This window comes from Rhabdobacter roseus, from assembly GCF_014202275.1.
Lineage (GTDB): Bacteria > Bacteroidota > Bacteroidia > Cytophagales > Spirosomataceae > Rhabdobacter > Rhabdobacter roseus.
In genome coordinates, this window is record NZ_JACHGF010000011.1 from 76,226 (window position 1) to 102,195 (window position 25,970).

General features: G+C 53.2%; 23 protein-coding genes. 19 read left to right on the forward strand and 4 right to left on the reverse strand.

Translation table 11 applies throughout. The features are described 5' to 3' along the window. Window positions 1-292: 292 nt before the first annotated feature. From ilvD to leuB, 13 genes are all read left to right on the forward strand, one after another. Entirely contained in the window at window positions 293-1,978 is a 1,686-nt protein-coding gene (gene ilvD, locus HNQ92_RS23955; RefSeq protein ID WP_184178175.1) for a dihydroxy-acid dehydratase, read from the forward strand. Window positions 1,979-2,019: 41 nt separating this feature from the next. Further along, on the forward strand, window positions 2,020-3,780 hold the full coding sequence (gene ilvB / locus HNQ92_RS23960; RefSeq protein WP_184178177.1) for a biosynthetic-type acetolactate synthase large subunit: 1,761 nt from the start codon (window positions 2,020-2,022) through the stop codon (window positions 3,778-3,780). Between the two features lie 51 nt (window positions 3,781-3,831). Further along, complete coding sequence (ilvN, locus tag HNQ92_RS23965; RefSeq protein ID WP_184178179.1) at window positions 3,832-4,365, forward strand: acetolactate synthase small subunit; 534 nt, start codon at window positions 3,832-3,834, stop codon at window positions 4,363-4,365. A gap of 145 nt (window positions 4,366-4,510) precedes the next feature. Next, window positions 4,511-5,653 (forward strand): hypothetical protein, encoded by a 1,143-nt coding sequence (locus tag HNQ92_RS23970; protein WP_184178181.1) that lies wholly within the window; start codon window positions 4,511-4,513, stop codon window positions 5,651-5,653. 11 nt (window positions 5,654-5,664) lie between these two features. After that, on the forward strand, window positions 5,665-6,441 hold the full coding sequence (locus HNQ92_RS23975) for a class I SAM-dependent methyltransferase (protein ID WP_184178183.1): 777 nt from the start codon (window positions 5,665-5,667) through the stop codon (window positions 6,439-6,441). A gap of 73 nt (window positions 6,442-6,514) precedes the next feature. Beyond that, complete coding sequence (gene ilvC, locus HNQ92_RS23980; protein WP_184178185.1) at window positions 6,515-7,561, forward strand: ketol-acid reductoisomerase; 1,047 nt, start codon at window positions 6,515-6,517, stop codon at window positions 7,559-7,561. 147 nt (window positions 7,562-7,708) lie between these two features. Further along, on the forward strand, window positions 7,709-8,980 hold the full coding sequence (ilvA, locus tag HNQ92_RS23985; RefSeq protein ID WP_184178187.1) for a threonine ammonia-lyase IlvA: 1,272 nt from the start codon (window positions 7,709-7,711) through the stop codon (window positions 8,978-8,980). Window positions 8,981-9,039: 59 nt separating this feature from the next. Then, window positions 9,040-10,152 (forward strand): hypothetical protein, encoded by a 1,113-nt coding sequence (locus HNQ92_RS23990; RefSeq protein WP_184178189.1) that lies wholly within the window; start codon window positions 9,040-9,042, stop codon window positions 10,150-10,152. 22 nt (window positions 10,153-10,174) lie between these two features. Then, the gene (locus tag HNQ92_RS23995; RefSeq protein ID WP_184178191.1) at window positions 10,175-11,029 is read left to right on the forward strand and encodes a helix-turn-helix domain-containing protein; all 855 of its coding nucleotides are present in this window, start codon (window positions 10,175-10,177) and stop codon (window positions 11,027-11,029) included. Window positions 11,030-11,267: 238 nt separating this feature from the next. Then, window positions 11,268-12,671, forward strand: a complete 1,404-nt coding sequence (gene leuC, locus HNQ92_RS24000) for a 3-isopropylmalate dehydratase large subunit (protein WP_184178193.1) — start codon at window positions 11,268-11,270, stop codon at window positions 12,669-12,671. 103 nt (window positions 12,672-12,774) lie between these two features. Next, window positions 12,775-13,371 (forward strand): 3-isopropylmalate dehydratase small subunit, encoded by a 597-nt coding sequence (leuD, locus tag HNQ92_RS24005; RefSeq protein ID WP_184178195.1) that lies wholly within the window; start codon window positions 12,775-12,777, stop codon window positions 13,369-13,371. A gap of 9 nt (window positions 13,372-13,380) precedes the next feature. Beyond that, a complete protein-coding gene (locus HNQ92_RS24010) occupies window positions 13,381-14,952 on the forward strand; it encodes an alpha-isopropylmalate synthase regulatory domain-containing protein (protein WP_184178197.1) in 1,572 nt (523 codons plus the stop codon). A 65-nt stretch (window positions 14,953-15,017) separates the two neighbouring features. Further along, window positions 15,018-16,088, forward strand: coding sequence for a 3-isopropylmalate dehydrogenase (leuB, locus tag HNQ92_RS24015; RefSeq protein WP_184178199.1), 1,071 nt, complete (start codon window positions 15,018-15,020; stop codon window positions 16,086-16,088). A gap of 273 nt (window positions 16,089-16,361) precedes the next feature. Here the strand turns inward: leuB and HNQ92_RS24020 are convergent, their stop codons facing one another. Beyond that, complete coding sequence (locus HNQ92_RS24020) at window positions 16,362-16,709, reverse strand: phospholipase D-like domain-containing protein (protein WP_184178201.1); 348 nt, start codon at window positions 16,707-16,709, stop codon at window positions 16,362-16,364. A gap of 502 nt (window positions 16,710-17,211) precedes the next feature. Here HNQ92_RS24020 and HNQ92_RS24025 point away from each other — a divergent pair. Beyond that, window positions 17,212-18,366, forward strand: a complete 1,155-nt coding sequence (locus HNQ92_RS24025) for a 2-isopropylmalate synthase (RefSeq protein ID WP_184178203.1) — start codon at window positions 17,212-17,214, stop codon at window positions 18,364-18,366. A gap of 174 nt (window positions 18,367-18,540) precedes the next feature. After that, window positions 18,541-19,038 carry a hypothetical protein gene (locus HNQ92_RS24030; protein ID WP_184178205.1) on the forward strand — a complete coding sequence of 166 codons (498 nt, stop codon included), beginning with the start codon at window positions 18,541-18,543 and terminating at the stop codon, window positions 19,036-19,038. Between the two features lie 152 nt (window positions 19,039-19,190). Here HNQ92_RS24030 and HNQ92_RS24035 read toward each other — a convergent pair whose 3' ends face one another. Then, window positions 19,191-20,567: a M16 family metallopeptidase gene (locus HNQ92_RS24035; RefSeq protein WP_184178207.1), complete on the reverse strand. Its 1,377-nt coding sequence runs from the start codon at window positions 20,565-20,567 to the stop codon at window positions 19,191-19,193. A gap of 380 nt (window positions 20,568-20,947) precedes the next feature. Here HNQ92_RS24035 and HNQ92_RS24040 point away from each other — a divergent pair, with 380 nt between their 5' ends. Both HNQ92_RS24040 and HNQ92_RS29100 read left to right on the forward strand, forming a co-directional pair. After that, window positions 20,948-21,154: a type II toxin-antitoxin system HicB family antitoxin gene (locus HNQ92_RS24040; RefSeq protein WP_184178209.1), complete on the forward strand. Its 207-nt coding sequence runs from the start codon at window positions 20,948-20,950 to the stop codon at window positions 21,152-21,154. Next, window positions 21,154-21,288, forward strand: a complete 135-nt coding sequence (locus tag HNQ92_RS29100; RefSeq protein ID WP_343063041.1) for a type II toxin-antitoxin system HicA family toxin — start codon at window positions 21,154-21,156, stop codon at window positions 21,286-21,288. The genes HNQ92_RS24040 and HNQ92_RS29100 overlap by 1 nt, the downstream gene beginning before the upstream one ends. A 107-nt stretch (window positions 21,289-21,395) precedes the next feature. Here HNQ92_RS29100 and HNQ92_RS24045 read toward each other — a convergent pair whose 3' ends face one another. Further along, window positions 21,396-22,718, reverse strand: coding sequence for a M16 family metallopeptidase (locus HNQ92_RS24045; protein WP_184178211.1), 1,323 nt, complete (start codon window positions 22,716-22,718; stop codon window positions 21,396-21,398). Window positions 22,719-22,958: 240 nt separating this feature from the next. Here HNQ92_RS24045 and HNQ92_RS24050 point away from each other — a divergent pair, with 240 nt between their 5' ends. Next, window positions 22,959-24,221: a polysaccharide pyruvyl transferase family protein gene (locus HNQ92_RS24050; protein ID WP_184178214.1), complete on the forward strand. Its 1,263-nt coding sequence runs from the start codon at window positions 22,959-22,961 to the stop codon at window positions 24,219-24,221. Between the two features lie 78 nt (window positions 24,222-24,299). Here the strand turns inward: HNQ92_RS24050 and HNQ92_RS24055 are convergent, their stop codons facing one another. Next, the gene (locus HNQ92_RS24055; protein WP_184178216.1) at window positions 24,300-25,088 is read right to left on the reverse strand and encodes an HpcH/HpaI aldolase family protein; all 789 of its coding nucleotides are present in this window, start codon (window positions 25,086-25,088) and stop codon (window positions 24,300-24,302) included. A gap of 131 nt (window positions 25,089-25,219) precedes the next feature. On the opposite strand from HNQ92_RS24055, the gene HNQ92_RS24060 reads away from it, so the two are divergent. Beyond that, complete coding sequence (locus HNQ92_RS24060) at window positions 25,220-25,966, forward strand: DUF6503 family protein (RefSeq protein ID WP_184178218.1); 747 nt, start codon at window positions 25,220-25,222, stop codon at window positions 25,964-25,966. Window positions 25,967-25,970: the final 4 nt, after the last annotated feature.

A 25,970-nucleotide genomic window follows, 5' to 3' on the forward strand; every position in this document is an offset into this window, starting at 1 on the left:
TTGGAAAATAAAAAGATACCGCTCTTCTTTGTAATGCAAATTCAATATTTAGCGAAATTTCACTGTCAGAAAAATTTCTTTAATTATGCCAGGCTTGGTACTACTCGTTATTCTACTCGTTGTCCTCTGCTAAGAGGTGAGTGAAACGCGGTACCTAGCTCGAACGCCTCACTCACATACTCCTTGAGTGAGGCGTTTTTATAAATAAAGTAATTAAAAGTACCCACTTGAACTTTAGCCAGCCTGAATGATACCAGATTGGCCTTACTGTATAACCAGCTGATTAGCCCTTATGTCTCAGGAACTAAACAAATTTTCCCGCACGCTTACCCAAGAAGTGACCAATCCAGCCGCTAAAGCCATGCTGTACGGGATTGGTCTTAAGGAAGCCGATATGGCTAAGCCTCAAATTGGTATAGCCAGCACCGGCTACGAAGGTAACCCTTGCAACATGCACTTGAATGGCCTCTCGGTCTATGTCAAGCAGGGAATTCAAGCCAACGAAATGGTGGGATTAATTTTCAATACCATCGGTGTTTCGGACGGTATGACCAACGGCAACGACGGCATGCGTTATTCGCTCCCAAGCCGTGACCTCATTGCCGATTCGATCGAAACCGTAGTGATGGCCCAATGGTACGATGGCGTCATTGCGGTGGTAGGCTGCGACAAAAATATGCCCGGGGCCGTAATGGCCATGGCCCGCCTCAATCGCCCGGCCATTATGGTTTACGGCGGAACGATCCGGTCGGGACACTACAAGGGACAAAAACTGGATATTGTCTCCGCTTTTGAGGCCTTAGGAAAGAAGTTTGCGGGGAACATATCCGATGAAGACTACGAAGGCGTGATCCAGAACGCCATTCCAGGCCAAGGGGCCTGCGGTGGCATGTACACGGCCAATACCATGGCCGCTTCGATTGAAGCCATGGGGCTGAGCCTTCCTTTTAGCAGCAGCTACCCGGCCACGCACGAAGGGAAACAGGAGGAATGCAAGAAAATAGGGGTTGCCATGAAAAAGCTCCTGGAGCTCAACCTGACGCCCAAAGAAATCATCACGCGCCAGTCGCTAGAGAATGCCCTGACGGTGGTCATGGCGCTCGGTGGTTCTACCAACGCCACCCTCCACTACCTGGCCATTGCCCGCTCCGCCGGAATCCCTCTCACCCTGGACGACATCCAGGCCATCAGCGACCGTACTCCTTACATCGCCGACCTCAAGCCTAGCGGCAAGTACTACATGGAAGACATACTCGCCATTGGTGGGGTACCGGCCCTTATGAAGTACCTGCACCAAGAGGGATTGATCCATGGCGAGTGCCTGACCGTAACGGGTAAAACCATTGCTGAAAACCTGGCCGAAGCGCCGGATCTGGATTTTGAAAACCAAAAAATTATTTTTCCGCTTTCCCAAGCCATCAAGAAGAGCGGGCATATTCAGATACTGTACGGTAACCTGGCCCCAACGGGTGCCGTGGCCAAAATCACCGGAAAGGAAGGCCTCCGCTTTGAGGGCGACGCCAAAATCTGCGAGCATGAGTCGGAAATCATTGAGGCTCTTTCCAAGGGTGAAATCAAGGCCGGAAACGTGGTGGTGATTCGCAACGCCGGACCCAAAGGTGGACCTGGCATGTCCGAGATGCTGAAGCCTACATCAGCCGTCATGGGCGCGGGGCTGGGCGACAAAATTGCTTTGATTACGGATGGTCGTTTTTCGGGAGGTACCCACGGGTTTGTAGTAGGCCATATTACCCCGGAAGCCTTTGACGGCGGCCCCATTGCGCTGGTGCAAGAGGGTGATCGCATTACGATTGATGCCAATACGCGCGAGCTGACGCTCCACATTTCGGACGAAGAAATGTTGGCCCGCAAAGCCGCCTGGGTACAGCCCAAGCCGCTATTTACTACCGGGGTACTTGGCAAGTACATCCGCGACGTTAAATCGGCCAGCGAAGGTTGCGTCACGGATGAAGTGTAAAGAAATACGTATCAGCAGCAAACTAAAATAAAGATAACGTCATGGAATTAAAAGAAAAGCAACTGGTCACCCGCCAGGCGGAGCCCCTGGCCGACTTGTCCCATCAGCCCGAGATTCTGAACGGATCGCACGCCCTGATTCGCTCCCTGATTGCCGAGGGCGTAGAAACCATCTTCGGGTATCCGGGTGGTGCCATCATGCCCGTCTATGACGCTATTTATGACTATCAAGATCAAATCAATCACATCCTGGTCCGCCACGAACAGGGCGCCGGGCACGCCGCCGAAGGCTACGCCCGCCTGTCGGGCAAAGTAGGCGTGTGCCTGGTGACGTCCGGTCCGGGCGCTACCAACCTCGTAACCGCCGTTGCCGACGCCATCATTGACTCAACGCCCCTGGTGTGTGTCATTGGGCAGGTTGCCAAGCACTTGCTGGGAACCGACGCCTTTCAGGAAACCGACGTGATTGGTGTGACTATGCCCATCACCAAGTGGAACTATCAGATTACCTCTGCCGACGAAGTACCGGAAATCATGGCGAAGGCCTTTTACATTGCCAAAAGTGGACGCCCCGGCCCGGTATTGATTGATATTACCAAAAATGCCCAGCAGGAGCTCATGTCCCGGCCTTTTTCGTATACCTACTGTGAAAAATTGGTCAGCTACCACCCTCGCTTATCGCCCAAAGCCGATCAGGTAGAAAAGGCCGCCAAGCTCATCAATGAGGCCAAGCGACCCTTTCTGATGTTTGGCCACGGCGTGCAACTGGCCGGTGCCGAAAAAGAACTACTGGAGCTGGTGGAAAAAACGGGCATTCCCTGTGCTTCTACCCTCTTGGGTCTGTCATCCGTACCCGTAGATCACCCGCTTTACGCCGGCTGGTTGGGTATGCACGGCAACTACGGCACCAACATCCTGACCAACCAGTGCGACGTGCTCATCGGCGTGGGCTTGCGCTTCGACGACCGGGTGACGGGTGACGCGAGCCGTTACGCCAAGCAGGCCAAAATTATTCATATAGAAATAGATCCGGCCGAAATCGACAAAGTAGTAAAAGCCGAAGCACCCGTAGTAGGTGATGCCAAGCAGGCGCTGCAAATGCTCCTGCCTCTGGTAAAACCCAACGACCACAGCGTCTGGCGGAATGAGTTCCGAAAATACGACGCCATGGAGGACGAGCAAATTACGCAGCCCGAGCTCGCGCCTACGACCGAGAAAATAAAAATGGCTGAGGTAGTCCGGATGCTTTCGGACAAAACCAAAGGCGAGGCGGTTATTGTGGCCGACGTAGGCCAGCACCAGATGGTGGCAGCACGCTACTACCAGTTCAAACGAAGCAACTCCTTCATTACCTCCGGCGGGCTAGGTACCATGGGCTACGCGCTTCCGGCAGCCTTTGGAGCCAAAGTGGGCGACCCTTCGCGCGAGGTCGTCGCCATCATTGGAGATGGTTGTTTTCAAATGACGATTCAGGAGCTAGGTACCATTGCGCAGAGTGGCCTGCCGGTAAAAGCGATCATCCTGAACAACAATTACCTTGGGATGGTGCGCCAATGGCAGCAGCTCTTCTTCGAAAAGCGGTACTCTTTTGTCGAATTGCAGAATCCGGATTTCATTACCATCGCCAAAGGATTCGGTATCGCCGGCCATACCTGTTCCCAGCGCGAAAGCCTCAGCGAATCACTGGACCAGCTCCTGCAATCCGATAAACCTTACCTGCTGGAGGTACTTGTTGAAAAAGAAGAAAACGTATTCCCTATGGTACCTTCGGGAGCCTGTGTCTCGGACATACGCCTCTGTTAAGAGCGCCAGGTACCTGACTAACCTTTTTAAAGTAGACGACCCATCAAAGCCATGACTACTTACACCATCTGTGTCTTTACTGAAAATACCATCGGTATCCTGAATAAGATCACCATTTTATTCACCCGCCGCCGCATCAATATCGAAAGCCTCACCGTCTCCGAAACCGAACGAAAAGGCGTTTCCCGTTTTACGATTGTCATTCATCATGACTCCCGCGAAGCCGTGGAAAAGCTGGTTCGGCAGATCCGAAAGGTCGTAGAGGTACTGGCGGTATTTGGGTACTTGTGTGACGAAATCGTGTACAACGAAATCGCTCTGTTCAAGATTGCCACGCCGCTGGGCTCCAAAGCGCTGGACATTGAAATCATCAACAAGGTACATAAGGCGTGGGTTGTGTACTGGCACCTGGACTACGTGGCCATTCAGAAAACGGGTACCGAAGAAGAAATTTTTCAGTTCTTTGACTACATCAAGCCCCACGGTATCCTAGAGTTTGTACGGTCGGGCCGGGTGGCCGTCAGCAAATCTCCCCATAGCCTCGTGGACTACCTGCCCGAAGCCGAATGGGAGTATTATTTGTAGAGAGGAATTGAACAAGATAGGTACTTTATATACATAAACGGCCGGGTTGTAAACCGACCTTTGACTAAGATAATTGCTCGGCTTTTTGCTAGTAAAGCATTTATAGCTGTACTTTCGGGCCATTTTCACCAACTCTCGCTTCCGTATGCAACGTACCCAAACCCTAACGACTCCTTTTCATTGGCTTGAAAAAAGGTTAGCGGTCTTTTTGGATAGTGCGTTTTGGCGGGTAAAACTTATTGGTCTGGCCCTGGCCTTTTCGGCGGGTAGTTTGTTTTTGTTTAATTCAATTCTCATTGAGCGGGGGCTTTTGAACTTATACTACGAAATGCGCCATCCGGGATCCATAGGCGGGCTTTTCTGGGACGACATCATCGAGCAGGGTCAGGACCCCTTTACGCAAAAGAACTACGAGCCCGGTACCCACGAAGCCAACCAAACCTTCCGGATCACCATTCCCCTGATTGCGCGATTTCTGCACCTCAACGTAGCCACGTTATACCTGCTGCATCTGGTGCTGGGGATTCCTTTCCTGCTGGTACTTACCGGAATCGTTGAAAAAATACTTCGGAATAAAATTCATACTTTCTATTTTCTAACGGGGTTTACCGCCATCTACGCGGGTTCTTGTTTTTATATCAACTACCTGGGGCACGCCGATATTTTTCCCTTTCTCTTTATGCTGCTCATGCTACGGTTTCGGCATCCGGCAGCCATTCTCTTGTTTTCCCAGCTGGCCTTCTGGTGCGACGAAAGGGCTTTGATCAATTCCTCTTTCATTGGCCTTTGGTACCTTTGGCCCGTCTTAACCGATTGGGAGGCTCATCGAAAACTGGTGCTAAGGCGAAGTGTTGTACTTCCGGTTGCGGCGCTGGTGGCTAGCGGGGTCTTGTATCTTCTCATCCGTACCTGGATGGAACATTCCCTGGGGCTTTTCATTGGCCATGACTCCGAGCTTTCGAAGAAAACGTTTTTCTGGAGCCTAAGTATCTTTGGGGACAAAATCACCCGGGGCTACGAGGGAATGTGGTTGATCATTTTGGGTGCCTTTGTGTTATTAATTTTAGTGCGCCGGTGGTGGACTTTCGTCTTATTAGCGGGCGCCTGGCTCCTCAATCTCATCGTCGCCATTCTGGTAGCCGACGGCACCCGCGCTCTTTCTTTTGGCTTCATAGGTTTATTGCTTTGCTTGTGTATCATGGCGGAGCATTTACCACCGAAGCAAATCAAGTATGTATTGATAGTAAGTACCCTTTTTTCATTAATGCTACCCCTTTCTTTTCCCTAAAAAGTAACATTATGAATCAGTCGTATTATAAAGAATACTATCAGTTGGAGCGTAAACATTGGTGGTTTATCGTTAGGAATAAGATCATAATGGATCATCTAAGAGACAAACTTCCCAAGCAACCACTCCGCATCCTAAATGTAGGCGTCGCCACGGGCCATACCTCCGAATTGCTGCGCGAATTTGGTAGCGTTGAATCCATCGAATACGATGAGGAGTGCTACGCATTTACGAAAAAAAATGTACTTCCTGACCTCATTCAGGGTTCTATTCTTGAGCTGCCTTCACCCGATCAGGTTTACGATCTGGTTTGTGCTTTTGACGTGATTGAACACGTCGAAGAGCATCAGAAGGCCGTTGAAGAAATGAAACGGGTCTGCCGCCCCGACGGGCTGGTGTGCGTGACGGTACCTGCTTTTAATTTCCTCTGGAACCAGCACGACGACGTGAATCATCACATAAGACGCTATACAAAGTCGCTACTCACCAGCTTATTCAGGAAGCGAGGCCAAATCCTTTTTAGCAGCTATTTTAATTTCTGGTTATTTTTTCCCATTGCTGCTTTTCGTGTACTATCTAAAATCCTGCCTTTTCACCAGCGTAGCGTCGAGGAAGCCGGCTCTGATTTTACAGTTATGAGCGGATCGGTATTCCAAAAACTATTTTATGGGATTTTTTATTCTGAAACGGTCCTCCTAAAACGGGGTATTCGACTTCCCGTGGGAGTTTCTTTACTGCTCAGTTGGAAAAAAAATAACGCGTTATCCCCTGTTTCCATTTCAAAATAAATATAAATAAATCCGATTGAGCTCCTTAGGCTCCGTCACTCTTTTTAAACCAAAAACAAAAAATCGTTTATCAATGGCAAAGTTAAATTTCGGCGGTGTTGAAGAAGAAGTAGTAACCCGCGAAGAATTCCCTCTCGAAAAAGCCCGTGAAGTACTTGGTAGTGAAACCATCGCCGTCATTGGCTACGGTGTACAAGGCCCCGGCCAAAGCCTGAACATGCGCGACAATGGCTTCAACGTGATCGTGGGCCAGCGCCAAGGTGGTAAGTCTTGGGACAAAGCCGTAGCCGACGGCTGGGTACCTGGCGAAACCCTGTTTGAGATCGAGGAGGCCCTGGAGAAGGGTACTATCATCTGCTACCTGCTTTCAGACGCCGCCCAGATCGAGCTGTGGCCTACGGTACAGAAGTACCTAACGGCCGGTAAGTCATTGTACTTCTCACACGGCTTTGGCATCACCTACAAAGACCAAACGGGCATCGTTCCTCCGGCCGACGTGGACGTGTTTCTGGTAGCTCCCAAGGGCTCAGGTACCTCCCTGCGCCGCTTGTTCGTGGAAGGCAAAGGCCTCAATTCTTCGTTTGCGGTGTTTCAGGACGCCACCGGCAATGCCCGTACCAAGTGCATCGCCATGGGCATTGGCGTAGGCTCCGGATACCTTTTCGAAACGGATTTTTACCGGGAAGTAACCTCTGACCTCACGGGCGAGCGGGGTACTTTGATGGGGGCCATCCAGGGAATCTTTGCGGCCCAGTACGAGGTACTTCGTTCCAATGGCCACTCGCCTTCGGAAGCCTTCAACGAAACCGTAGAAGAGCTCACGCAGTCGCTAATGCCGCTCGTGGCCGAAAACGGCATGGACTGGATGTACGCCAACTGCTCCACAACCGCCCAGCGCGGCGCGTTGGACTGGTGGAAGCCCTTCCGCGACGCTACCAAGCCCGTATTCGAGCAGCTTTACAATTCCGTAAAATCCGGTGAGCAAGCCAAAATTTCTATTACGCGTAACTCCCAGTCGGACTACCGCGTGAAGCTGGAAGAAGAACTGGCCGAGCTCCGCGAGTCCGAAATGTGGAAAGCGGGCGCTACGGTACGTTCACTACGCCCAGAAAACAGCTAATTTTCGAGGCGAAGGTACTTTGGGTGCTGGCCTGTTTCTGGCACCAGGTACCTGCGCTACCAAAACCCGCGGGCTTCGATCCTGCGGGTTTTTTTGTGCGAAATTCGTACATTCGTCCGCTACATTGAGTCCAGATCTCCGTTTTTTATGAAAAATAGTAGGCCCGAATCCGAGCTGGTTTTTCCTAACCTCGATAACATATTCCTGGCCGCCGAGCGGCTGCGCGGCATAGCGGCCCACACGCCGCTCATGCAAAATCTACATTTGTCGGAGCAGTACGAAGCCAACATCTACCTCAAGCGCGAAGATTTACAGATCGTCCGTTCTTACAAGATCCGGGGTGCCTACAACAAAATGGCAAGCCTGTCAGCCGAGGCCCTGGCCAAGGGGGTAGTTTGTGCTAGCGCGGGAAACCACGCCCAGGGCGTAGCCTACGCCTGCCGGAAAATGGGCGTAAAAGGAGCCATCTTTATGCCTACTACAACCCCGGCCCAAAAGATCAAGCAGGTAGGCATGTTTGGGAAAGAATGGGTGGATATTCAACTCGTGGGCGATACCTACGACGACGCCTACCATGCCGCTCTGCAGTACCAAACTACCCACGACGCCACCTTTGTGCATCCCTTCGACGACCTACAGGTGATGGAGGGGCAGGGTACCGTGGGGCTGGAGATTTTCAAAGACGCCGATTTCAAGATCGACTACCTGCTCATGGCCATCGGTGGTGGCGGGCTGGCGTCCGGCGTTTCGGTGGTTTTCAAGCAGCTTTCGCCCAAAACCAAGCTCATCGGCGTGGAGCCGCTCGGCTCGCCTACCATGCAGCGAGCCATCGAAGAGGGGCAGGTACTTACGCTGGACCACATCGACAAATTCGTGGACGGGGCTGCCGTACGCCGGGCGGGCGACATTACCTTTGAGGTGTGTAAGCAAAATCTGGATCGCATCCTGCTCATCCCGGAGGGCAAAGTCTGCTCGACCATCCTGCAACTTTACAACGAAGAGGCCATCGTGGCTGAGCCCGCCGGGGCGCTCTCGGTAGCGGCGCTGGATTTTATCCGGGACGAAATCAAAGGCAAAAACGTGGTACTGCTCATTGGTGGGGGCAACAACGACATCACCCGCACCGAAGAAATCAAGGAGCGCTCGCTGCTCTACGAAGGGCTCAAGCACTACTTCATGGTCCGTTTCCCGCAGCGCTCGGGGGCTTTTCGTGAATTTCTGGACGTGCTGGGCCCTGACGTTGATATTTCGCGCTTCGAGTACGTTAAGAAAACCAACCGCGAGCAGGGCCCGGCGTTGGTGGGCATCGAGCTCAAAAAACGCGAAGACTTCGAGCCGCTCCTCCAGCGGCTCGACGAAGGCCGCATCACCTACGAGTACCTCAACAACCAACCCGATTTGTTTCAATTTATGGTATAAATCTTCGGCTTTTGTCTTTACCGGATAAAGACGCAACGACTATACACCTCCTCCACGTTATGCTTACCTATTCACGCCAAAGCCTTAGGGCTGTCCTTATTCTATTTCTTGCTTGTCTGTTTTCTCCTTCTGCCTTCGGGCAGGGCAAGTACCTTGAGGGGTACCTGATTACCCATCAAAAAGACACCATTCGTGGCTTTGTTAAATTTGATGACTGGGAGAAGAGCCCCCGGGAGGTTACGTTTAAAGAAACCCTGGCTCAAGCTCCGCAGGTACTTGACATTAGCAAAGTGGCTTCTTTTTTCGTAACCTCGGTCAACGAAAAGTACGTCAGCAAAAAGATTGGTCTCACCCACATCAGCGACATGCGGGTGTATACGTCCATACCGCAAGTACATACCACCGACTCCACGGCGCTTTACCTACAGCTGCTACTGGATGGCCCGCAGGCGAAACTCTATAAATGGGGAGACGAGCAGGGCCAGAAGCGCTTTTTTGTGGAGAAAGCAGGTACTCTTCAGGAGCTGTATAACTACCAATACCAGCGCGAAGTAAAGGGGCAAATCTACATGGCTACCCTGGACGCGTATAAAAAGCAGCTCCAGAATTTGTGCTCTGACGCTCCCGCTTTTAAAGCCGCCGTTCCGGCCTATAAAGAAGGCGCGCTGAAAGCATATTTGCAGAAATACAATGGTTTTTTTTCCAGCGAACTGATTGCTTATCAATCAGACAAACCTAAAACGACCTTTGATGTAGGATTTAATGCAGGCCTGGAACAGTTCATAGCCGATGCCCGAACCCAGCGGGCTTCTTTTGGTATAGCCGCCCGCTGGAACCTACCCCGACAACACCGAAACCGCTTTTTAAAAACGACCTTTAACTTCACCCCCAACATACCGTTAGAAGGTACCTTTAAGCCTGGCATTGCGCTGGATATAGGCTTTGGCAGCTACTTTGGCTCGGGAAATGTCAGGCCCTTTTTGAGCTTGCATACGGGCGTGTCTAACCACCATTCTCCAGCCTATTTCTCCGGCGGGCTGAGCTGGAACCGGAAGCTGGATGTGGAGGTAGGCCATTGGGGCGATTTTACGTCGATGTTCCGCAAAACCCATTTTTTCACTCCGCCCCGTATTGGTTTACATTACTATATAAGTACCAAACGTTCTCGTTAAGTACCTTTCGACTGGCTTATCCGTGTTACGCGTACCTTCCGACATCAGCGCCCAGGAATTTGAATCGCTCAAGATTCAGGACATGACCTTCGTGGCCTACCGCAACGAGGTGTACCCCTCGCGCTACGAGGTATTTTTTGAAGAGCATGCGGTGATTGTGGTGCTGGAAGGCGAGAAAAAATTCAGCAGTCCCACGCAGGAAGTACGGGTCGAGAAGGGTGATATTCTGTTTATTCAACGGGGCTTTTACCTCATGTCGGAGTCGATTCATGAGGCCTACAAAAGCCTGGTTTTTTTCTTCGACGAAAAGCTTCTTAAGGAGTTTGTGGGCCTGCACACGGCGCTTTTTGAAGGCGAACAGAAAATGCCTTCGCCGCGCTCGCCCATTCTGCTCCTGAAAGCGACGGATACCTTCTCGCAGTTTGTGAGCTCGGTATTTCCCTACTTTCGCTCGGCTACGCCGCTCAAGAACCACTTTCTGCGCCTCAAATTTCAGGAGCTCCTGCTGCATCTGCTCGAGATCGATGCCTCCGGCCGGTTGCAGTCGATCCTGCTGAGCCTGCACCAGGGCCAGAAGGCCGACCTGGCTTTCCTGATGAACAGCTACTACCTCAAGCCCCTTACCCTGAACGAACTCGCGCGACTTTCGGGGCGCAGCCTTTCCGCCTTTAAACGTGATTTTCAACAAGAACTACGTACCTCTCCGGCCCTTTGGATCAAAAACAAACGCCTTGAGTACGCCGATTTTTTGCTGCGGACTTCTCCCAAAAACGTCACCGAAATAAGTACTGAAATTGGCTACGAGAGCGTGTCTCACTTTATTAAATCGTATAAAGAGAAGTACGGGCATACGCCCAAGCAACCGCTAAGTACCTAGCCGACAAGGTACTTTCTTCATTAAAGTACCTCAAAAATAAAGTTTTAAGATCAAAAGTACCTGTTGGACCAAAAACACTATTTTTTGGGCGTTTCGCGTTACCCGGCTTTGTACTATTCTATGGTACTTTGTTGCTCACTTTTGGTAACTGCCAGAGCCAGGCTAGTAGCCGCTTCGCCAGCCAGGTACCTGAGCCAAAACGTGTTGTTTTGATTTTGAAACATTTACCCAAAAATACATGAGTTCGCAACCAACCACTCTCTTCGACAAAGTCTGGGACGCCCACGTTGTTCGTAAAATCGAGGACGGGCCGGATATCTTTTTTATCGACCGTCACTTCATCCACGAAGTAACGAGCCCGGTGGCCTTTCTGGGCCTGGAAAGCCGGGGGGCGGGCGTTCTGTTTCCGGAACGTACCTTCGCCACCGCCGACCACAACACGCCCACGATCAACCAGCACCTGCCCGTACAGGACCCGCTTTCGGCCAACCAGCTGAAAGCCCTGGAAACTAACTCGGCCAAGTACGGTATTTCGCACTGGGGCCTGGGCCACCACAAAAACGGGATCGTGCACGTAGTAGGGCCCGAAAACGGCATCACCCTGCCGGGCATGACCATCGTCTGCGGCGACTCGCATACCTCTACCCATGGGGCGTTCGGGGCCATTGCGTTCGGGATTGGTACTTCGGAGGTGGAGATGGTACTGGCTACGCAGTGCATCATGCAGCCCAAGCCCCAAAAAATGCGGATTACCGTCAATGGTATCCTGGGCAAAGCGGTACTTCCCAAAGACGTGATTCTGTACATCATCGCGCAGATTTCGGCCAGTGGCGCTACGGGGTACTTTGTAGAATACGCCGGGGAGGTTTTTGAAAACATGAGCATGGAAGGCCGCATGACGGTCTGTAACATGAGCATCGAAATGGGTGCGCGCGGCGGGATCATCGCCCCGGACGCCACCACGCTCGGCTACATCGAAGGCCGCGAACTAGCTCCCAAAGGCGAGGCCTGGGATACGCTTGTTGCCTACGCCCAAACGCTGAAAACCGACGAGGACGCGACCTTCGACCTGGAATATACCTTCGACGCGGCCGACATCGAGCCGCAAATTACCTACGGCACCAACCCTGGCCTGGGCACGGGTATTAGCCAGCATATCCCCAAAGCCGGGGACGTCAAAGACGGCGAAGCCAGCTACCAGAAATCGCTGAAGTACATGGGCTTTGAGGAAGACGAATCCATCATTGGCAAACCCGTCGACTACGTGTTTCTGGGTAGCTGTACCAACGGGCGCATCGAAGATTTCCGCGCGTTTGCGTCCATCATCAAGGGCCGTAAAAAAGCCGACCACGTGACGGCCTGGCTGGTACCTGGCTCGCACGTCGTAGAGGCACAGATCAAGGAAGAAGGCATTTTGGATATTCTGACCGAGGCGGGTTTCCAGCTGCGCCAGCCGGGTTGCTCGGCTTGCCTGGCCATGAACGACGACAAGATCCCGACCGGCAAGTACGCCGTAAGTACCTCCAACCGCAACTTTGAAGGGCGGCAGGGCCCCGGGGCCCGCACGCTACTGGCCAGCCCGCTCGTTGCCGCCGCCGCCGCCGTAACCGGCCAGGTGACTGACCCGCGCGAGCTGCTCTAAGTACCTTATCCAAAGTACCTCCGGGGCGTTTTATAGAAAAAACAAAGCGGACGGGGGTACTTTTTGTTAAAAACCCAGCATTACTAAGTACCAGATCAAAACTATGGCTTACGATAAATTCACCATCCTGAAAAGTACCGCCGTTCCGATGCCAATTGAGAACGTCGATACCGATCAAATCATCCCGGCCCGCTTTCTGAAGGCCACCAAACGCGAAGGCTTCGGCGACAACCTGTTCCGCGACTGGCGTTATCATCCCGACGGTAGTCCTAAGGAAGATTTTATCCTCAATAATCCCATCTACTCCGGCAAGATCCTGGTAGGAGGTAAAAACTTCGGCAGCGGCTCCAGCCGCGAGCACGCCGCCTGGGCCATCTACGACTACGGCTTTCGCTGCGTGGTATCCAGCTTCTTTGCGGATATCTTTAAAGGAAACTCCCTGAATATTGGCATTTTGCCGGTGCAGGTAAGCCCGGCGTTTCTGGACAAGATTTTTCTGGCCATCGAAGCCGATCCCCAAACGGAGCTCGAAGTAAACCTTCCCGAGCAGACCATCACCCTGTTGGCGACCGGCGAGCAGGAAACCTTCGCGATCAATAGCTACAAAAAAAATAACCTGATGAATGGCTACGACGATATTGACTATCTGCGCGCCATGAAAGAGGAAATTGCTGCCTTCGAAGCGGCCCGACCCTACTGACCCGCTGCCATGCCCAAGCGTTACGTTGAAATCATGGACACGACTCTCCGCGACGGGGAGCAAACCAGCGGCGTGTCTTTTTCGGCCTCAGAGAAGCTCACCATTGCCCAGCTACTGCTCCAGGAAGTAAAGGTAGACCGCCTCGAGATTGCCTCGGCGCGGGTGTCGGAGGGGGAATTTCAGGCCGTAAAAAAAATAACGGACTGGGCCCAGACTACGGGCTTTCTGGAAAAGATCGAGGTACTTACCTTTGTAGATGGCGAAGCCTCCGTTAACTGGATGCTCAAGGCGGGTGCGCGCGTCATGAACCTGCTGACCAAAGGGTCGCTGAACCACCTGACCTACCAGCTCAAAAAAACGCCCCGGCAGCACTTTGAGGACATTGCGCGGGTTATTGCGCTCGCCAGCTCCCATGGCATCAGCACCAACGTGTACCTGGAAGACTGGAGCAACGGCATGCGCAATTCACCCGGCTACGTTTTTGAATGCCTGGATTTCCTAAGTACCCAGCCCATCCGGCGGGTACTTTTGCCCGATACGCTGGGGGTACTTACACCCGCCGAATCGTACGCTTTCGTAAAGGCGATCGTAGACAGGTACCCTGATCAGCATTTCGACTTCCACGCCCACAACGACTACGACCTGAGCATTGCCAACGTGCTGGAAGCCGTACGCGCCGGTGCGCACGGGCTGCATCTGACCGTCAACGGCATGGGCGAGCGCGCCGGAAACGCCCCCCTGGCCAGTACCATCGCCGTACTCAATGACTTCGTGCCGGACGTCGAAACGTCCGTGGTGGAGCAATCGCTTTATTCCGTCAGCAAGATCGTAGAAACCTTTTCGGGCATTCGGATTCCGGCCAACAAGCCCATCGTGGGCGAGAATGTCTTTACCCAAACGGCCGGTATTCACGCCGACGGCGACAAGAAAAACAACCTGTACTGCAGCCACCTCATGCCCGAGCGCTTTGGGCGGCAGCGGCTATACGCCCTGGGCAAAACCTCCGGCAAAGCCAATATTGAAAACAACCTCCGGGAACTGGGAATCACGCTTTCTGACGACGATCTCAAGAAAGTAACACAGCGGATCATTGAGCTCGGCGACCGCAAGGAAGTTGTTACGCCCGAGGACCTGCCGTACATTATTTCCGATGTGCTGGATAGCAACACCATCGAAGAGAAGGTACTGATCCTGAACTACGTACTGACGCACGCCAACAACCTCAAGCCTTCGGCTACCTTGCAACTCAAAATCGGTGACGCTGTTTTTGAGGAGAATGCCCAGGGCGACGGCCAGTACGACGCTTTCATGAACGCCCTCAAGAAGATTTATGCCAAGCAGCAAATCAGCCTGCCCATGCTGACCGACTACGCCGTGCGCATTCCGCCCGGCGGCCGTACCGACGCCCTCTGCGAGACCATCATTACCTGGAATATCCAGGGCAAGGAAGTAAAAACCCGAGGACTGGATTCGGACCAGGCCGTGTCGGCCATCAAGGCAACGCAAAAAATGCTCAATTTATTAAATCAGACCCCGGAACCCACCTCCAAACCATGGCCCGAAAAGCCGGAATTGGTGTAAAGTACCCCTACCCTTTTTTTAAATACTAACTAACTACTTTGTTTAGAGAAGTACCTTCCAAGCTTATGAAGAAACATATCTTAATCGTTCCCGGTGACGGCATCGGACAGGAAGTAACCGCCGTTGGAAAAAAAGTACTCGAAAAAATTGCCGAGAAATTCAACCACGAATTTACGTACGACGAGGCCCTGATTGGCCACGAGGCCATCGAAGCCACGGGCAATCCGCTGCCCGACGAAACCCTCGAAAAAATGCGGGCGTCGGACGCGGTACTTTTCGGCGCGGTAGGCCACCCCAAGTACGACAACGACCCCAGCGCCAAGGTACGTCCCGAGCAGGGGCTGCTCAAAATGCGGAAAGAGCTCGGCCTTTACGCCAACCTACGTCCCATTAAGCTATTTGACGAGCTGCTTTCGGCTTCGTCCATCAAGCCTGAAATCCTGCAGGGCTCCGACATTCTTTTTTTTCGGGAGCTCACCGGGGATATTTATTTTGGCGAAAAAGGCCGCAAGGACGACGGCAACTACGCCTACGACATCGCCGCCTACAGCAAGTACGAGGTAGAGCGCATTGCCCGCCGGGCTTTTGAAGCCGCCCGAACCCGCCGCAAAAAGCTCTGCTCCGTGGATAAAGCCAATGTGCTGGAGACCAGCCGCCTGTGGCGCGAAGTAGTACAGGCCCTGGCCCCGGAGTACCCCGACGTGGAGGTAGAGCACCTCTTTGTGGATGCGGCCGCCATGATGCTGATTAAAAATCCCAAGCGCTTTGACGTCGTCGTAACGGCCAACCTTTTCGGCGACATCCTGACCGACGAAGCCAGCCAGATCGCCGGGTCCATGGGTATGTTGGCTTCGGCCTCCGTGGGCGACAGCACTGGCGTGTACGAGCCCATCCACGGCTCTGCCCACGACATCACCGGCCAGGGCGTAGCCAATCCCATGGCGTCGGTACTTTCGGCAGCGCTGCTGCTAGACATATCGTTTGGCATGAAGCAGGAAGCCGAGGCCGTCATCGCAGCCGTAGACCAGGTACTTAAAGCAGGTTTCCGTACCGGCGACATTGCCGATGCCAGCACGCCTAAGGACATGATTTTGGGTACGGAGGCGATCGGCGAGGAGATTCTGCGCCGCCTCTAGGAGTACATTCTCTTTGTGTCTTGAACCCGTTTAACCCAGCCGCGCCCTTTCCATTAGGGTGCGGCTGAGTTAGCTTATAGACAAGGGGTACTTTCTTAAGAAGGTGTTTGAGTTAGTTTCTTTGAGCTGCAACATTGTCTTTTCGGCTGCAACCGCGTTACTTTTTCGAACCGTAGCCTCTGGCTACGGTCGAGGGCGCCCCCCGTCCAAAAAGTACCTTGTCTCGCTCGAAAATCCTTCGTTTCGCTATCAAATTAATAGCTCAAACACCTTCTAAAGCGAAAGTACCCTATTTTCGCACTCTTCCTGAAGAGTATTGTGAAGACTGATGAGCCGCTCTACGATTTCCAGGCATTGCACCTCTGACAGGTACTTGATGGTATGCACCACCTTGTTCAGAATCACCGTACCGTCCGCGGCTACAAGAGGGCCTCGCTGCGTCATGCGGGCTTGCAGATCCACCCATTTCATCCCTAACGGTTCCGAAAAGTACCTGGGATCAATAATAAGAAAATAAGCGGCCTGTGAAAGCAGTCCTTTTCGGAAATCGTTCTCGTGCTCCCGAAGACCCGCCACCAGCTTACCTAGCTCGGTGACCGCAAAAATGTTCGATTTTTTCATACGTTGAAGAGGGGGTTCAGTAAGACGGGCCACGGGCCAGCTTCTTTTACTTAAAGAAAGTACCTAGCATGTATGCTCTCTTGTTGGTTTCGATCAATGGTGGTTTTTTTTCGTTGAATGGTTAAAAGCAAGCGTTTTTTAGCCTTCCTTTTCAATTCTAAACTTTTTTATTGGTTACCATTTATTCTTTCCCATAAGGCACCTTTCCCCCAACACCCGAACGTACAAAATGCAAGTACCTCTACGTTTTCCTTGCACAAAATTTGTATAGCTCATTTCTTCGTATAACTTTGCAGAAGAAAATCGCAATGGGCGAAATTTCGCAAGCTTTATTTCCATGAATTGTCCCTATCAAAGCCTACTTCTTTCGCTTCTTCGTATGCCCTGAGCGCGAGAAAGGTATGGTTATAGCACAACAGCCCCTTTCTCACCTTGAGGAAGGGTTTTTAATTTCAGGAAAAATAGTAATTTCGTAGTTCAACTTTAAATTAACGTACCCACAATGAGTCAGCGAGTTTACATCTTCGACACTACATTGCGCGACGGCGAGCAAGTACCCGGCTGCCAATTGACCACGGAAGAAAAAATTATTGTGGCCCGACAGCTCGAAAAGCTAGGCGTAGACGTAATCGAAGCTGGATTCCCGGTATCGAGTCCCGGCGACTTCCGCTCGGTGGTGGAAATCTCCAAGGCCGTGCAGGAGCCCACCGTTTGCGCGCTGTCACGGGCCGTACAGGCTGACATCGACGCCGCCGCCGACGCCCTCCAGTACGCCCGGCGCGGGCGGATTCACACGGGCATTGGCTCATCCGACATTCATATACAGCATAAGTTCAATACCACCCGCGAGAAAATCATCGAGCGGGCCATCGACGCCACCAAGTACGCCCGCAAGCGCGTGGAAGACGTGGAGTTTTACTGCGAAGACGCCGGGCGCGCTGACCTGGTGTTTTTGGCGCAGCTCGTAGAGGCCGTCATCGGGGCCGGAGCTACCGTCGTGAACATTCCGGACACCACGGGCTACTGCCTACCGGACGAATACGGGGCCAAGATCAAGTACATTTTTGAGCACGTAAAGAACATCCATAAGGCTACCATCTCCATCCATTGCCACAATGACCTGGGTCTGGCTACGGCCAACTCCCTGGCCGGTATTCAGGCCGGAGCGCGCCAGGTGGAGGTGACCATCAACGGCATTGGCGAACGGGCCGGAAACACTTCGCTGGAAGAAGTGGTGATGGCGCTGAACGTACACAAGGAGCTCGGCCTGGAGACGGGCATCCACGCGCCGCTCATTTTCCCAACCAGCCAGTTGGTATCCAAAATGATGCGCATGCCTGTACAAGCCAATAAAGCCATCGTGGGCCGCAATGCCTTTGCGCACTCGTCGGGTATCCATCAGGACGGCTTCCTGAAGCATACACTGAACTACGAAATCATGAATCCGCAGGACGTAGGGGTAGACAAATCGGATATTGTCCTGACCGCCCGGAGCGGTCGCCATGCGCTCAAGCACCGGCTCGAGCTCCTGGGCTTCACCTTCGATAAGCCCACCCTGGACGACCTTTACCGTCGCTTCCTGGACGTGGCGGATGTCAAAAAAGAAGTAAACGACAAAGACCTGGTGGAGCTGGCCCGCACGGCCATAGCTGCCTAGCCACCCGGCCTAAAGCGCCGAAGGTACCTTGACGTGAGCCAAGGTACCTTCGGCGCTTTAGGGTACTTCATCTCCTGATTTTTAAAACTTTTTCTGGCTATTGGCCGTTTAAAAAAAGTACGTTCGCGCAATATTCTCTCGTCTTTTGTAGCTGTTGAAACGAACATCCTATTTATGGCCCGACCCAACCTCCAACTCATCGAAGCCTTACGACGGACGGCTCACAAACTAGCCACCGGCGCCTCCTACCAGTGGGGGCACATGGGTAGTTGCAACTGCGGCAACCTAGCGCAGGAACTTACCCAGCTCACGAAGGCCGAGATTCATCAGCGGGCGCTGGCCGTAGGCCGCGGCGACTGGCACGAGCAGCTCAACGACTACTGCCCCACCAGCGGCCTGCCCATGGACCTACTCATTGCGGATATGCTCGCCGCGGGCCTTAGCTCCGAAGATCTGCAGCAGCTCGAGCGCCTGTCGAACCGCCGCATCCTGGAGCGGCTTCCCCTCGAAAAAAGGTACCTACGGCACAACGTCCGGGATGATGTGGTACTTTACTTGGGTACCTGGGCGGATTGGCTGGAAGAGCAACTTCTGGAAAAAATAACCCTGCCCCGCTGGGAAAAAACGCCCGTCGAAAATTCCGTTTCGGAGCGCGATTCAGTAATAGCCTGACTATGAATTTGATATTTAGGATTAAAATCGGTATACTTACAAAGAATTTATTTCCATCAGAATAATAATGCGAAAGCCCCCGGCCCGTCTGGCCGAGGGCTTTTTTCTTGTGGTAGGCCGCCAAAAGTACCCCTAGTACCCAAAAAGGGTACTTAAAAACCCTCCGCTTTGAGCTCCTTTTCGTTCAGGGGGCCGTACTTTTTTACCTGCTCCCGGATCTCATCCGCTTTGCCTACCAGCACAAACTGAAAGTTTTCTTTGGGAAAGTACTTCGCAATAATCTCCTTCGACTGCGCCAGCGTCAGGCCGTCTACTTTGGTTTGAAAGGTATTGATAAAGCTTTCGTCGAAGCCGTACACAAACATGTCGGTGAGCAAACGCGCCAACGCCCCCGACGACTCATAGTTGGGCGGGAAGTCGCCCTTGACGTAGGCCTTGGCCGAGGCCAGGATTTCTTCGTTGAGGCCCGTGCGGTGCAGGCTATCCAGTACCCCCAGCGCCATGTCAATCGCCGGCACGGTCGTGGAGTTTTTGGTAAAGGTACTGATGTAAAAAGTACCCCCGTGCTTGTAGCGCAGGAAGCGGCTGCCCGCCCCGTAGGTCAGGCCGGAGTTGACGCGCAGGGCGTCGTTGAGCCAGGACGTAAAGCGCCCGCCCAGGATGGTGTTCACTACCAAGATAGGTACGTAGTCGGGGTTGCTGTAGGCTACGCCAGGTCCACCAATCAGGAAAGTTGTTTCGCGGGCGTCGGGCTTATTGACAAGCAGTACCCGGCTCTGGGAAAAAGACAGCTCCGGCGCGGCGCGCTTGATCATCTTGGCTTCGGCGGTTTTCCAGCCACCCAGCAGCGCCGTGATGCGCTTCTTCATGTCGGCGGTTTTGAAGTCGCCCACCACCGCAATGGCCCCGCGGCCGGTGGTGTAGTTTTGCTGGTAAAACTGCTTCACGTCGGCCACGCCTATTTTCTCCACGGTGGCGGGCGTACCGCCGTTGGGCGTGGCGTAGGGATGCTGGTCAAAGACCAGGCTGTTGAAGTAATTGCCGATCACCGCCCGCGGGCTTTCCTTCTGCTGGACCAGCTCCAAGAGCGTCCGCTGCTTGTGTTTCTCGAACTCGGTGGCGTCAAAGACGGGGTACATCAGTACCTGTTGCAGTACGTCAAACATCTGCTCCTGATCCTTTACCGCAAACGACATCCCGACGTTAGCACTTTCTTTGCCCGCGCTGCTGTAGAGGTTCGCCCCCACGTAGTCGGTCATTTCTTCGATCTGCGCCTTGCTGTACTTTTGGGTACCAAAGGCCAGGGCGTCGGCCGTCAGGTTGGCCAGGCCGTAGCGCTCGCCATCCTGGATGGAGCCCGCCTCAAACACCGCCGACAGCTGGATGAGGGGTACTTCGTGTTGCTCCATCAGGTACACCGTCAGGCCATTTTTGAGCTTAAATTTCTCGTAAAGAGGTACCTTGAAATTGTTCTGCGCCTGGGTGGTTAGCGTGGTTAGCAGCAGTAGCGCCAAAAGTATTTTTTTCATATTTATACGGTTATTAAAATGGTACTTTTAAGGGTACTTAAAAATCTTGCTTTTTTGGTTGATAAATGTAACCAGGCGATGGGCTAAGTCTAGTTATGTAACCTTTTTTAAACTAAGTTTTAATTTTTAATTAATTGAATTTAAACTATTTATATTAAATAAACTTACTTTTATAAACACTGTTAAAAAACAATAGTACTGTAAGAAAAATAGTACAAATGGCCGCTATTTAGGTACTTTATTGGTGACATAAATTTGACCATTTCTATAACTAATCATAGGATGCATTACAAGTGACTCGATGTTGCCTGCTTGCATAATATACGAATAGTTGTGGATTTTTGTAATATACACAAAGCGGTATTTATAGGATAAATCTCATGAAATTGACTGTGTTGATCAGACAAGGCTCCGATTATTTGATCGGGACGATTCAGGAAATACCGGCGGTCATTACCCAAGGGAAAGACAAAGCGGAAGTGATGGCAAATATTCATGATGCGTTGACGCTTTATCTGGAAGATATGCCATCTGAGGACGACGATTACGGGGCCATCATTGCCAAAGAAGAACTCATTCTTGCGTGATGTCTATCAAACGCAGTACATTTCTCAAACACCTGGAAAGCCATAGCTGCCATCTTCATCGCAATGGGGGTAAACACGATATTTACAAAAACGCCGTCACCGGAAAGAAAACGACCGTACCAAGGCACCCATAACTAGACCCACACCTGTGTGACCTTATCTGCAAGCAATTGGAAATTGAAAAATTGTAATACTTCCCAATGCTTCCTATTCCTCTTTCCTTCGTAATATAAAAACTACCCTACGGCGCACTTTGCTCCGGCAGCAGATACCCTACCGTGCGGTTGCGCTCGGTGAAGTACTGGGCCGCCACGCGCTGGATGTCGGCGGGCGTCACCTGCTCGTAGCGTTTTGGGGCTTCGTAGAGCCTGCGGTAATCGCCAAAAAATATTTCGTAGGTACCCAGGCTATTGGCCTTGCCGTTGATGGTCTCCATGGTCCGGTAAAACTCCATCAATTTCTGATTCTTTACTTTCTGGAGCTCGGTGTCGGTCACGCCCTGTTGGATGAGCTCGTCGAGCTGCGCCAGCACGGCCTGCTCCAGGTCGGGAGCCGAAACGCCCGCCCCCGCCACGGCATAGATGTAGAAGAGGTTGGGGTCGAAGCCGTCGCCCATGAAGGCAAAGACCTGGCTCGCCAGGGTGGTATCCATCACCAGCGACTTGGTCAGGCGCGAGGAGTTGCCCGCCGTTAGCAGGTTGTTCAGCAGGTCCAGTGCGTAGTAGTCGGCGTGGCCGGTTTCGGGCGTATGGTAGGCCAGCAGCAGGTTGGGCGTGGAAATATCCTTGTAGGTTGTCACGCGGCGCTCGCCGTTCTGATCGGGCTCCACGGTACGTACCTGCGGCGGCAGCCCCCGCGCCGCGATGGGTGCCATGTACTGATCGGCCAGCTTACGTACCTGGGCCAGGGTCACATCGCCCACCACCACCACCAGGCCATTGTTGGGGGCGTAGTAGGTTTGGAAGTAGTTTTCCAGGTCCTGCTGGGTCCAGCTTTTGATGTCCGACTCGAAGCCAATCACCGGAAACATGTACGGGTGCTCCTGAAAAGCCACCGACTTCACGAGCTCGCTGATGAGGCGGTAGTTGCTATTTTCGAGGCCCGTGCTCCGCTCCGAAAGTACCACGCCCCGCTCACTCTCGACCATCGTGGAGTCTATGGTGAGGTGGGCGATGCGGTCCGACTCCAGCTTAAAAATCGTTTCCAGGGCATCTTTCTGAAACCAGTCGGTGTAGACGGTCACGTTTTCGGTGGTGTAGGCGTTGTTGGAGCCGCCGTTGGCCTCCATGACGCGGTCAAACTGCTTGGGGCCGTAGTTTTTGGAGCCGTTGAACATCATGTGCTCAAAGAAGTGCGATAGGCCCGTGATGCCGTGTACTTCGTTGCGGGAGCCGACCTTCCAAAACAAGTACATGTTGGCCGTCGGAATGGAGTGGTCTTCCAGCACCAGGAACTTCATGCCGTTGGGCAGCGTGAACGTTTTGACCTCGTCGGGGGTACTTTGGGCGTAGAGCGTGCCTGCCCCTCCCAGCAGCACCAGACTCAGTAGTAGTTTTTGGAACATAAAGCGAAGTTAAGCTTAAAGGATACAGCGTTAAAAGTACATATTTTTTAGGTCCTAATTCGTTGCAAAGTACCTTTTCTTGCGCGAATTGCCCGACCTAAGCAAGCCCTTCTTGCGAAGAATCGCGGCTTGGAGGCAGGGTATTTACGCACCAAAGTTGTCTTACTTCATAATAGGAGGTTCCCTTTTCCCCTTACGTTTTTTGCTTTAAGCCCAATCCCTAACCTTTTTTACCAAACCATGACCACCCGTCGCACCTTTCTAAAACAAGCTCCCTCGCTCATCGGTCTGCTGGCTAGCTTACCTGCTTTGGGCCAGGCCAAGAAATCCATCATCCTGCGCTCATCCTGGCAAACCGTCAATATCGGCGACATTGCCCACACGCCCGGCGTGCTCACGCTGCTGGAAAAGTACCTTCCCGACGTGGAGGTGCGGCTGTGGCCGTCGAGCGTTAGCCAGGGTGTCGAGGAGCTGCTGCGCCGCCGGTTTCCGAAGGTACCCATCATTCGGAAAACCGACGAGATCGCGACCGCTTTTAAGGAATGTGCTTTTCTGCTACACGGGTCGGGGCCCTCGCTGGTAGCGCGCAACGACGTGGATCGCTGGCGGAAAGAAACCAGTAAACCCTACGGCATCTATGGCATTACGTTTCCGGGCGTGTACAGCGACGACCCCAAAGCCGCCGTCACTCCGTCTCCATTAGACGTGGAGCTGCTCACCAATGCGCGCTTTGCGCTGTTCCGCGATTCGATTTCGCTCGATCTTGCCAAAAAGAATGGCGTTACCAGTCCCGTGATGGAGTTCTGCCCCGACGGGGCCTTTGCCGTGGATTTGCGCAACGACGAAGCCGCTACCGCCTTTCTGAAAGCCCACGGCCTGGAAGAGGGGAAATTCATGTGCGTCATTCCCCGCACCCGCTTTACGCCCTACTGGGAAATCCCCACGCGCAATACGCCCTTTGACCAGAAGCGCCACGACCGCAACGAAGCCATGAAAGAGCACGACAACGCGCCGCTCCGGCAGGCGATCATCGAAGTGGTACGGCAAACACCGCTGAAAATCCTGATTTGTCCCGAAGACGAAACGCACGTCAAGCTCGGCAAGGAAATCTTGCTTGATAAACTACCCGACGACGTGAAACAGAAGGTAGTTTGGCGCGACAAGTACTGGCTCACCGACGAGGCCGTAAGTACCTACGTGCGCTCAGCGGGTATGTTCGGGCTCGAAATGCACTCGCCCATTATGTGCATTGGCAACGGCATTCCGGCCATCGTGGGGCGCTTTTTTGAACAAACCAGCAAAGGCGTCATGTGGCGGGACATCGGCCTGGGCGACTGGCTTTTTGATTTTGACAACGAGCAGGACGTGGCCCGTTACGTACCTGCTGTACTTGAGATGGCTAAAAACCCGAAGGCGGCCCGCGCTAAAGCGGCCCAAGGGCGTAAGTTTGTGGAAAAACGCCAACGGGAGACCATGGGTACTTTGAAGAAAAATCTAGCGTAAAGGTACCTGGCCCCTTCTTCACCCGCTTCATTTCTCGTAGTCAGGGGGTACTTGGTGAGGTACCTCCTGACAAAGTACCTAAATCCCGGATTTTCTTCCGTCAAAAGTACCCCTGACGCTTTGCACATTCGCCGCTGCCGCGCCCCGAAGCAAGTGCGTATCCGTGGCCGACGTAACCAGTTGAAAGCCGCGCTCGGCCATCTGGATTGCTACGTCAGGCGCGTTACAATGAATGCCCGTATACAAGCCGTACCTGGCCGCGACCTCAAGTACCCGGTCGAGCGCCCGCAGCAGCGCCGGGTTCCGGAAATCGCCCATTGTACCCAGCCCGGCCGAAAGGCTCAGGTCCCAGGGACCCACGTAGAAACCGTCCAGGGTGGGCGTTTGGGCTATCTCTTCGATGTTTTTTAAGCCCTCGGCGGTTTCGATCATCGCCAGCGTAAGTACCTCCTGATTGGCCAGCTCAAAGTAGGTACTTCCGCCAAGGAGCCCCGCCCGCAAGGGCCCGTAGCTCCGGTAGCCCTGCGGCGGGTATCGGCAGGCCTGCACAAAAGCTTCGGCCTCCGCCCGGTTGTTGATCATGGGGCAAATGATGCCCGCCACGCCCGCATCGAGCATCCGCATGTGCGTAGCGGGGTCGTTCCAGGGTACCCGCACCAGGGGCACCACCGGGCTGGCCGCCATGGCCTGTAGCATGGGTAGAATCGTGGTGAGGTCGGTAGCCAGGCCGTGCTGGGCGTCGATGGTAAGCGCGTCGAACCCGGCCTGGGCCATCAGTTCGGCCGTCCAGGCGCTAGGGATGGTCAACCAGCCGTTCACGACCGTTTGGTTGGTTTGCCAAAGCTGGCGAAGACGATTCGGAAACATGGTACTTTTTTAGTCAGGCGGAGGTATTTTTCGCGTAGAAGTCGCTTTAAATCCCGCAGAATTTAATACTTTACTTCTTCAAAAGCCCGACTCGGCGGGATACTAACCCATTCGACCCCAAAAAAAATTGTATGCGCTACCCTCTGCTCCTGCTGCTGTCCGGCATTCTATTTTCGGGCTGCCAGCCCTCCAACCCTGCCCAACGCGTGGTCGATCAAGCCATTGAGGCCCACGGCGGCCGGGCGTATGACCGCCTCACGATGGAATTTGACTTTCGCGACAAGCATTATATAGTGCAAAAAAACGGCGGTGCGTTTCGCTATGAGCGCGTCCAGACGGATTCCACCGGCGCGGAAATCAAGGATATCCTGACCAATACCGAAGCCTATCGCACCCGCAACGGCCAGCGGCAAAACGTACCGGATACGACGATGGATAAGTACAAGTACTCCGTGAACTCGGTGGCCTACTTTGTGCTCCTGCCCCAGCCCCTCAACGACCCGGCGGTGCAGAAAGAGTACCTGGGCGAGGTAACCATCAAAGGTAAACCCTACCATAAAATAAAGGTTACCTTCGGGGCCGAGGGCGGCGGCAAAGACCACGACGACGTGTTTGTGTACTGGTTCGGCCGGGACGATTCCTCGCTGGACTACCTGGCGTATCTCTACTACGTGGATGAAACGGGCCTGCGCTTCCGGGAGGTGATTAACCGCCAGAAAGTAGGTGGCATCGTGGTGCAGGACTACCGCAACTACGCCCCCGCCGACTCCGCCCTGGCCGTCAGGGAAGAAAATCTCCTTAAGCTCGACGCGCTCTTTGAAGCCGGGCAACTCAAGGTACTTTCCACCATTGAAAAAAAGAACGTGCGGGTACAGTAAAGGT

Coding starts and splice junctions, on each gene's coding strand:
- ilvD (WP_184178175.1), top strand. CDS start 293: ATGTCTCAGGAACTAAACAAATTTTCCCGCACGCTTACCCAAGAAGTG.
- ilvB (WP_184178177.1), top strand. CDS start 2,020: ATGGAATTAAAAGAAAAGCAACTGGTCACCCGCCAGGCGGAGCCCCTG.
- ilvN (WP_184178179.1), top strand. CDS start 3,832: ATGACTACTTACACCATCTGTGTCTTTACTGAAAATACCATCGGTATC.
- HNQ92_RS23970 (WP_184178181.1), top strand. CDS start 4,511: ATGCAACGTACCCAAACCCTAACGACTCCTTTTCATTGGCTTGAAAAA.
- HNQ92_RS23975 (WP_184178183.1), top strand. CDS start 5,665: ATGAATCAGTCGTATTATAAAGAATACTATCAGTTGGAGCGTAAACAT.
- ilvC (WP_184178185.1), top strand. CDS start 6,515: ATGGCAAAGTTAAATTTCGGCGGTGTTGAAGAAGAAGTAGTAACCCGC.
- ilvA (WP_184178187.1), top strand. CDS start 7,709: ATGAAAAATAGTAGGCCCGAATCCGAGCTGGTTTTTCCTAACCTCGAT.
- HNQ92_RS23990 (WP_184178189.1), top strand. CDS start 9,040: ATGCTTACCTATTCACGCCAAAGCCTTAGGGCTGTCCTTATTCTATTT.
- leuC (WP_184178193.1), top strand. CDS start 11,268: ATGAGTTCGCAACCAACCACTCTCTTCGACAAAGTCTGGGACGCCCAC.
- leuD (WP_184178195.1), top strand. CDS start 12,775: ATGGCTTACGATAAATTCACCATCCTGAAAAGTACCGCCGTTCCGATG.
- HNQ92_RS24010 (WP_184178197.1), top strand. CDS start 13,381: ATGCCCAAGCGTTACGTTGAAATCATGGACACGACTCTCCGCGACGGG.
- leuB (WP_184178199.1), top strand. CDS start 15,018: ATGAAGAAACATATCTTAATCGTTCCCGGTGACGGCATCGGACAGGAA.
- HNQ92_RS24020 (WP_184178201.1), bottom strand. CDS start 16,709: ATGAAAAAATCGAACATTTTTGCGGTCACCGAGCTAGGTAAGCTGGTG.
- HNQ92_RS24025 (WP_184178203.1), top strand. CDS start 17,212: ATGAGTCAGCGAGTTTACATCTTCGACACTACATTGCGCGACGGCGAG.
- HNQ92_RS24030 (WP_184178205.1), top strand. CDS start 18,541: ATGGCCCGACCCAACCTCCAACTCATCGAAGCCTTACGACGGACGGCT.
- HNQ92_RS24035 (WP_184178207.1), bottom strand. CDS start 20,567: ATGAAAAAAATACTTTTGGCGCTACTGCTGCTAACCACGCTAACCACC.
- HNQ92_RS24040 (WP_184178209.1), top strand. CDS start 20,948: ATGAAATTGACTGTGTTGATCAGACAAGGCTCCGATTATTTGATCGGG.
- HNQ92_RS29100 (WP_343063041.1), top strand. CDS start 21,154: ATGTCTATCAAACGCAGTACATTTCTCAAACACCTGGAAAGCCATAGC.
- HNQ92_RS24045 (WP_184178211.1), bottom strand. CDS start 22,718: ATGTTCCAAAAACTACTACTGAGTCTGGTGCTGCTGGGAGGGGCAGGC.
- HNQ92_RS24050 (WP_184178214.1), top strand. CDS start 22,959: ATGACCACCCGTCGCACCTTTCTAAAACAAGCTCCCTCGCTCATCGGT.
- HNQ92_RS24055 (WP_184178216.1), bottom strand. CDS start 25,088: ATGTTTCCGAATCGTCTTCGCCAGCTTTGGCAAACCAACCAAACGGTC.
- HNQ92_RS24060 (WP_184178218.1), top strand. CDS start 25,220: ATGCGCTACCCTCTGCTCCTGCTGCTGTCCGGCATTCTATTTTCGGGC.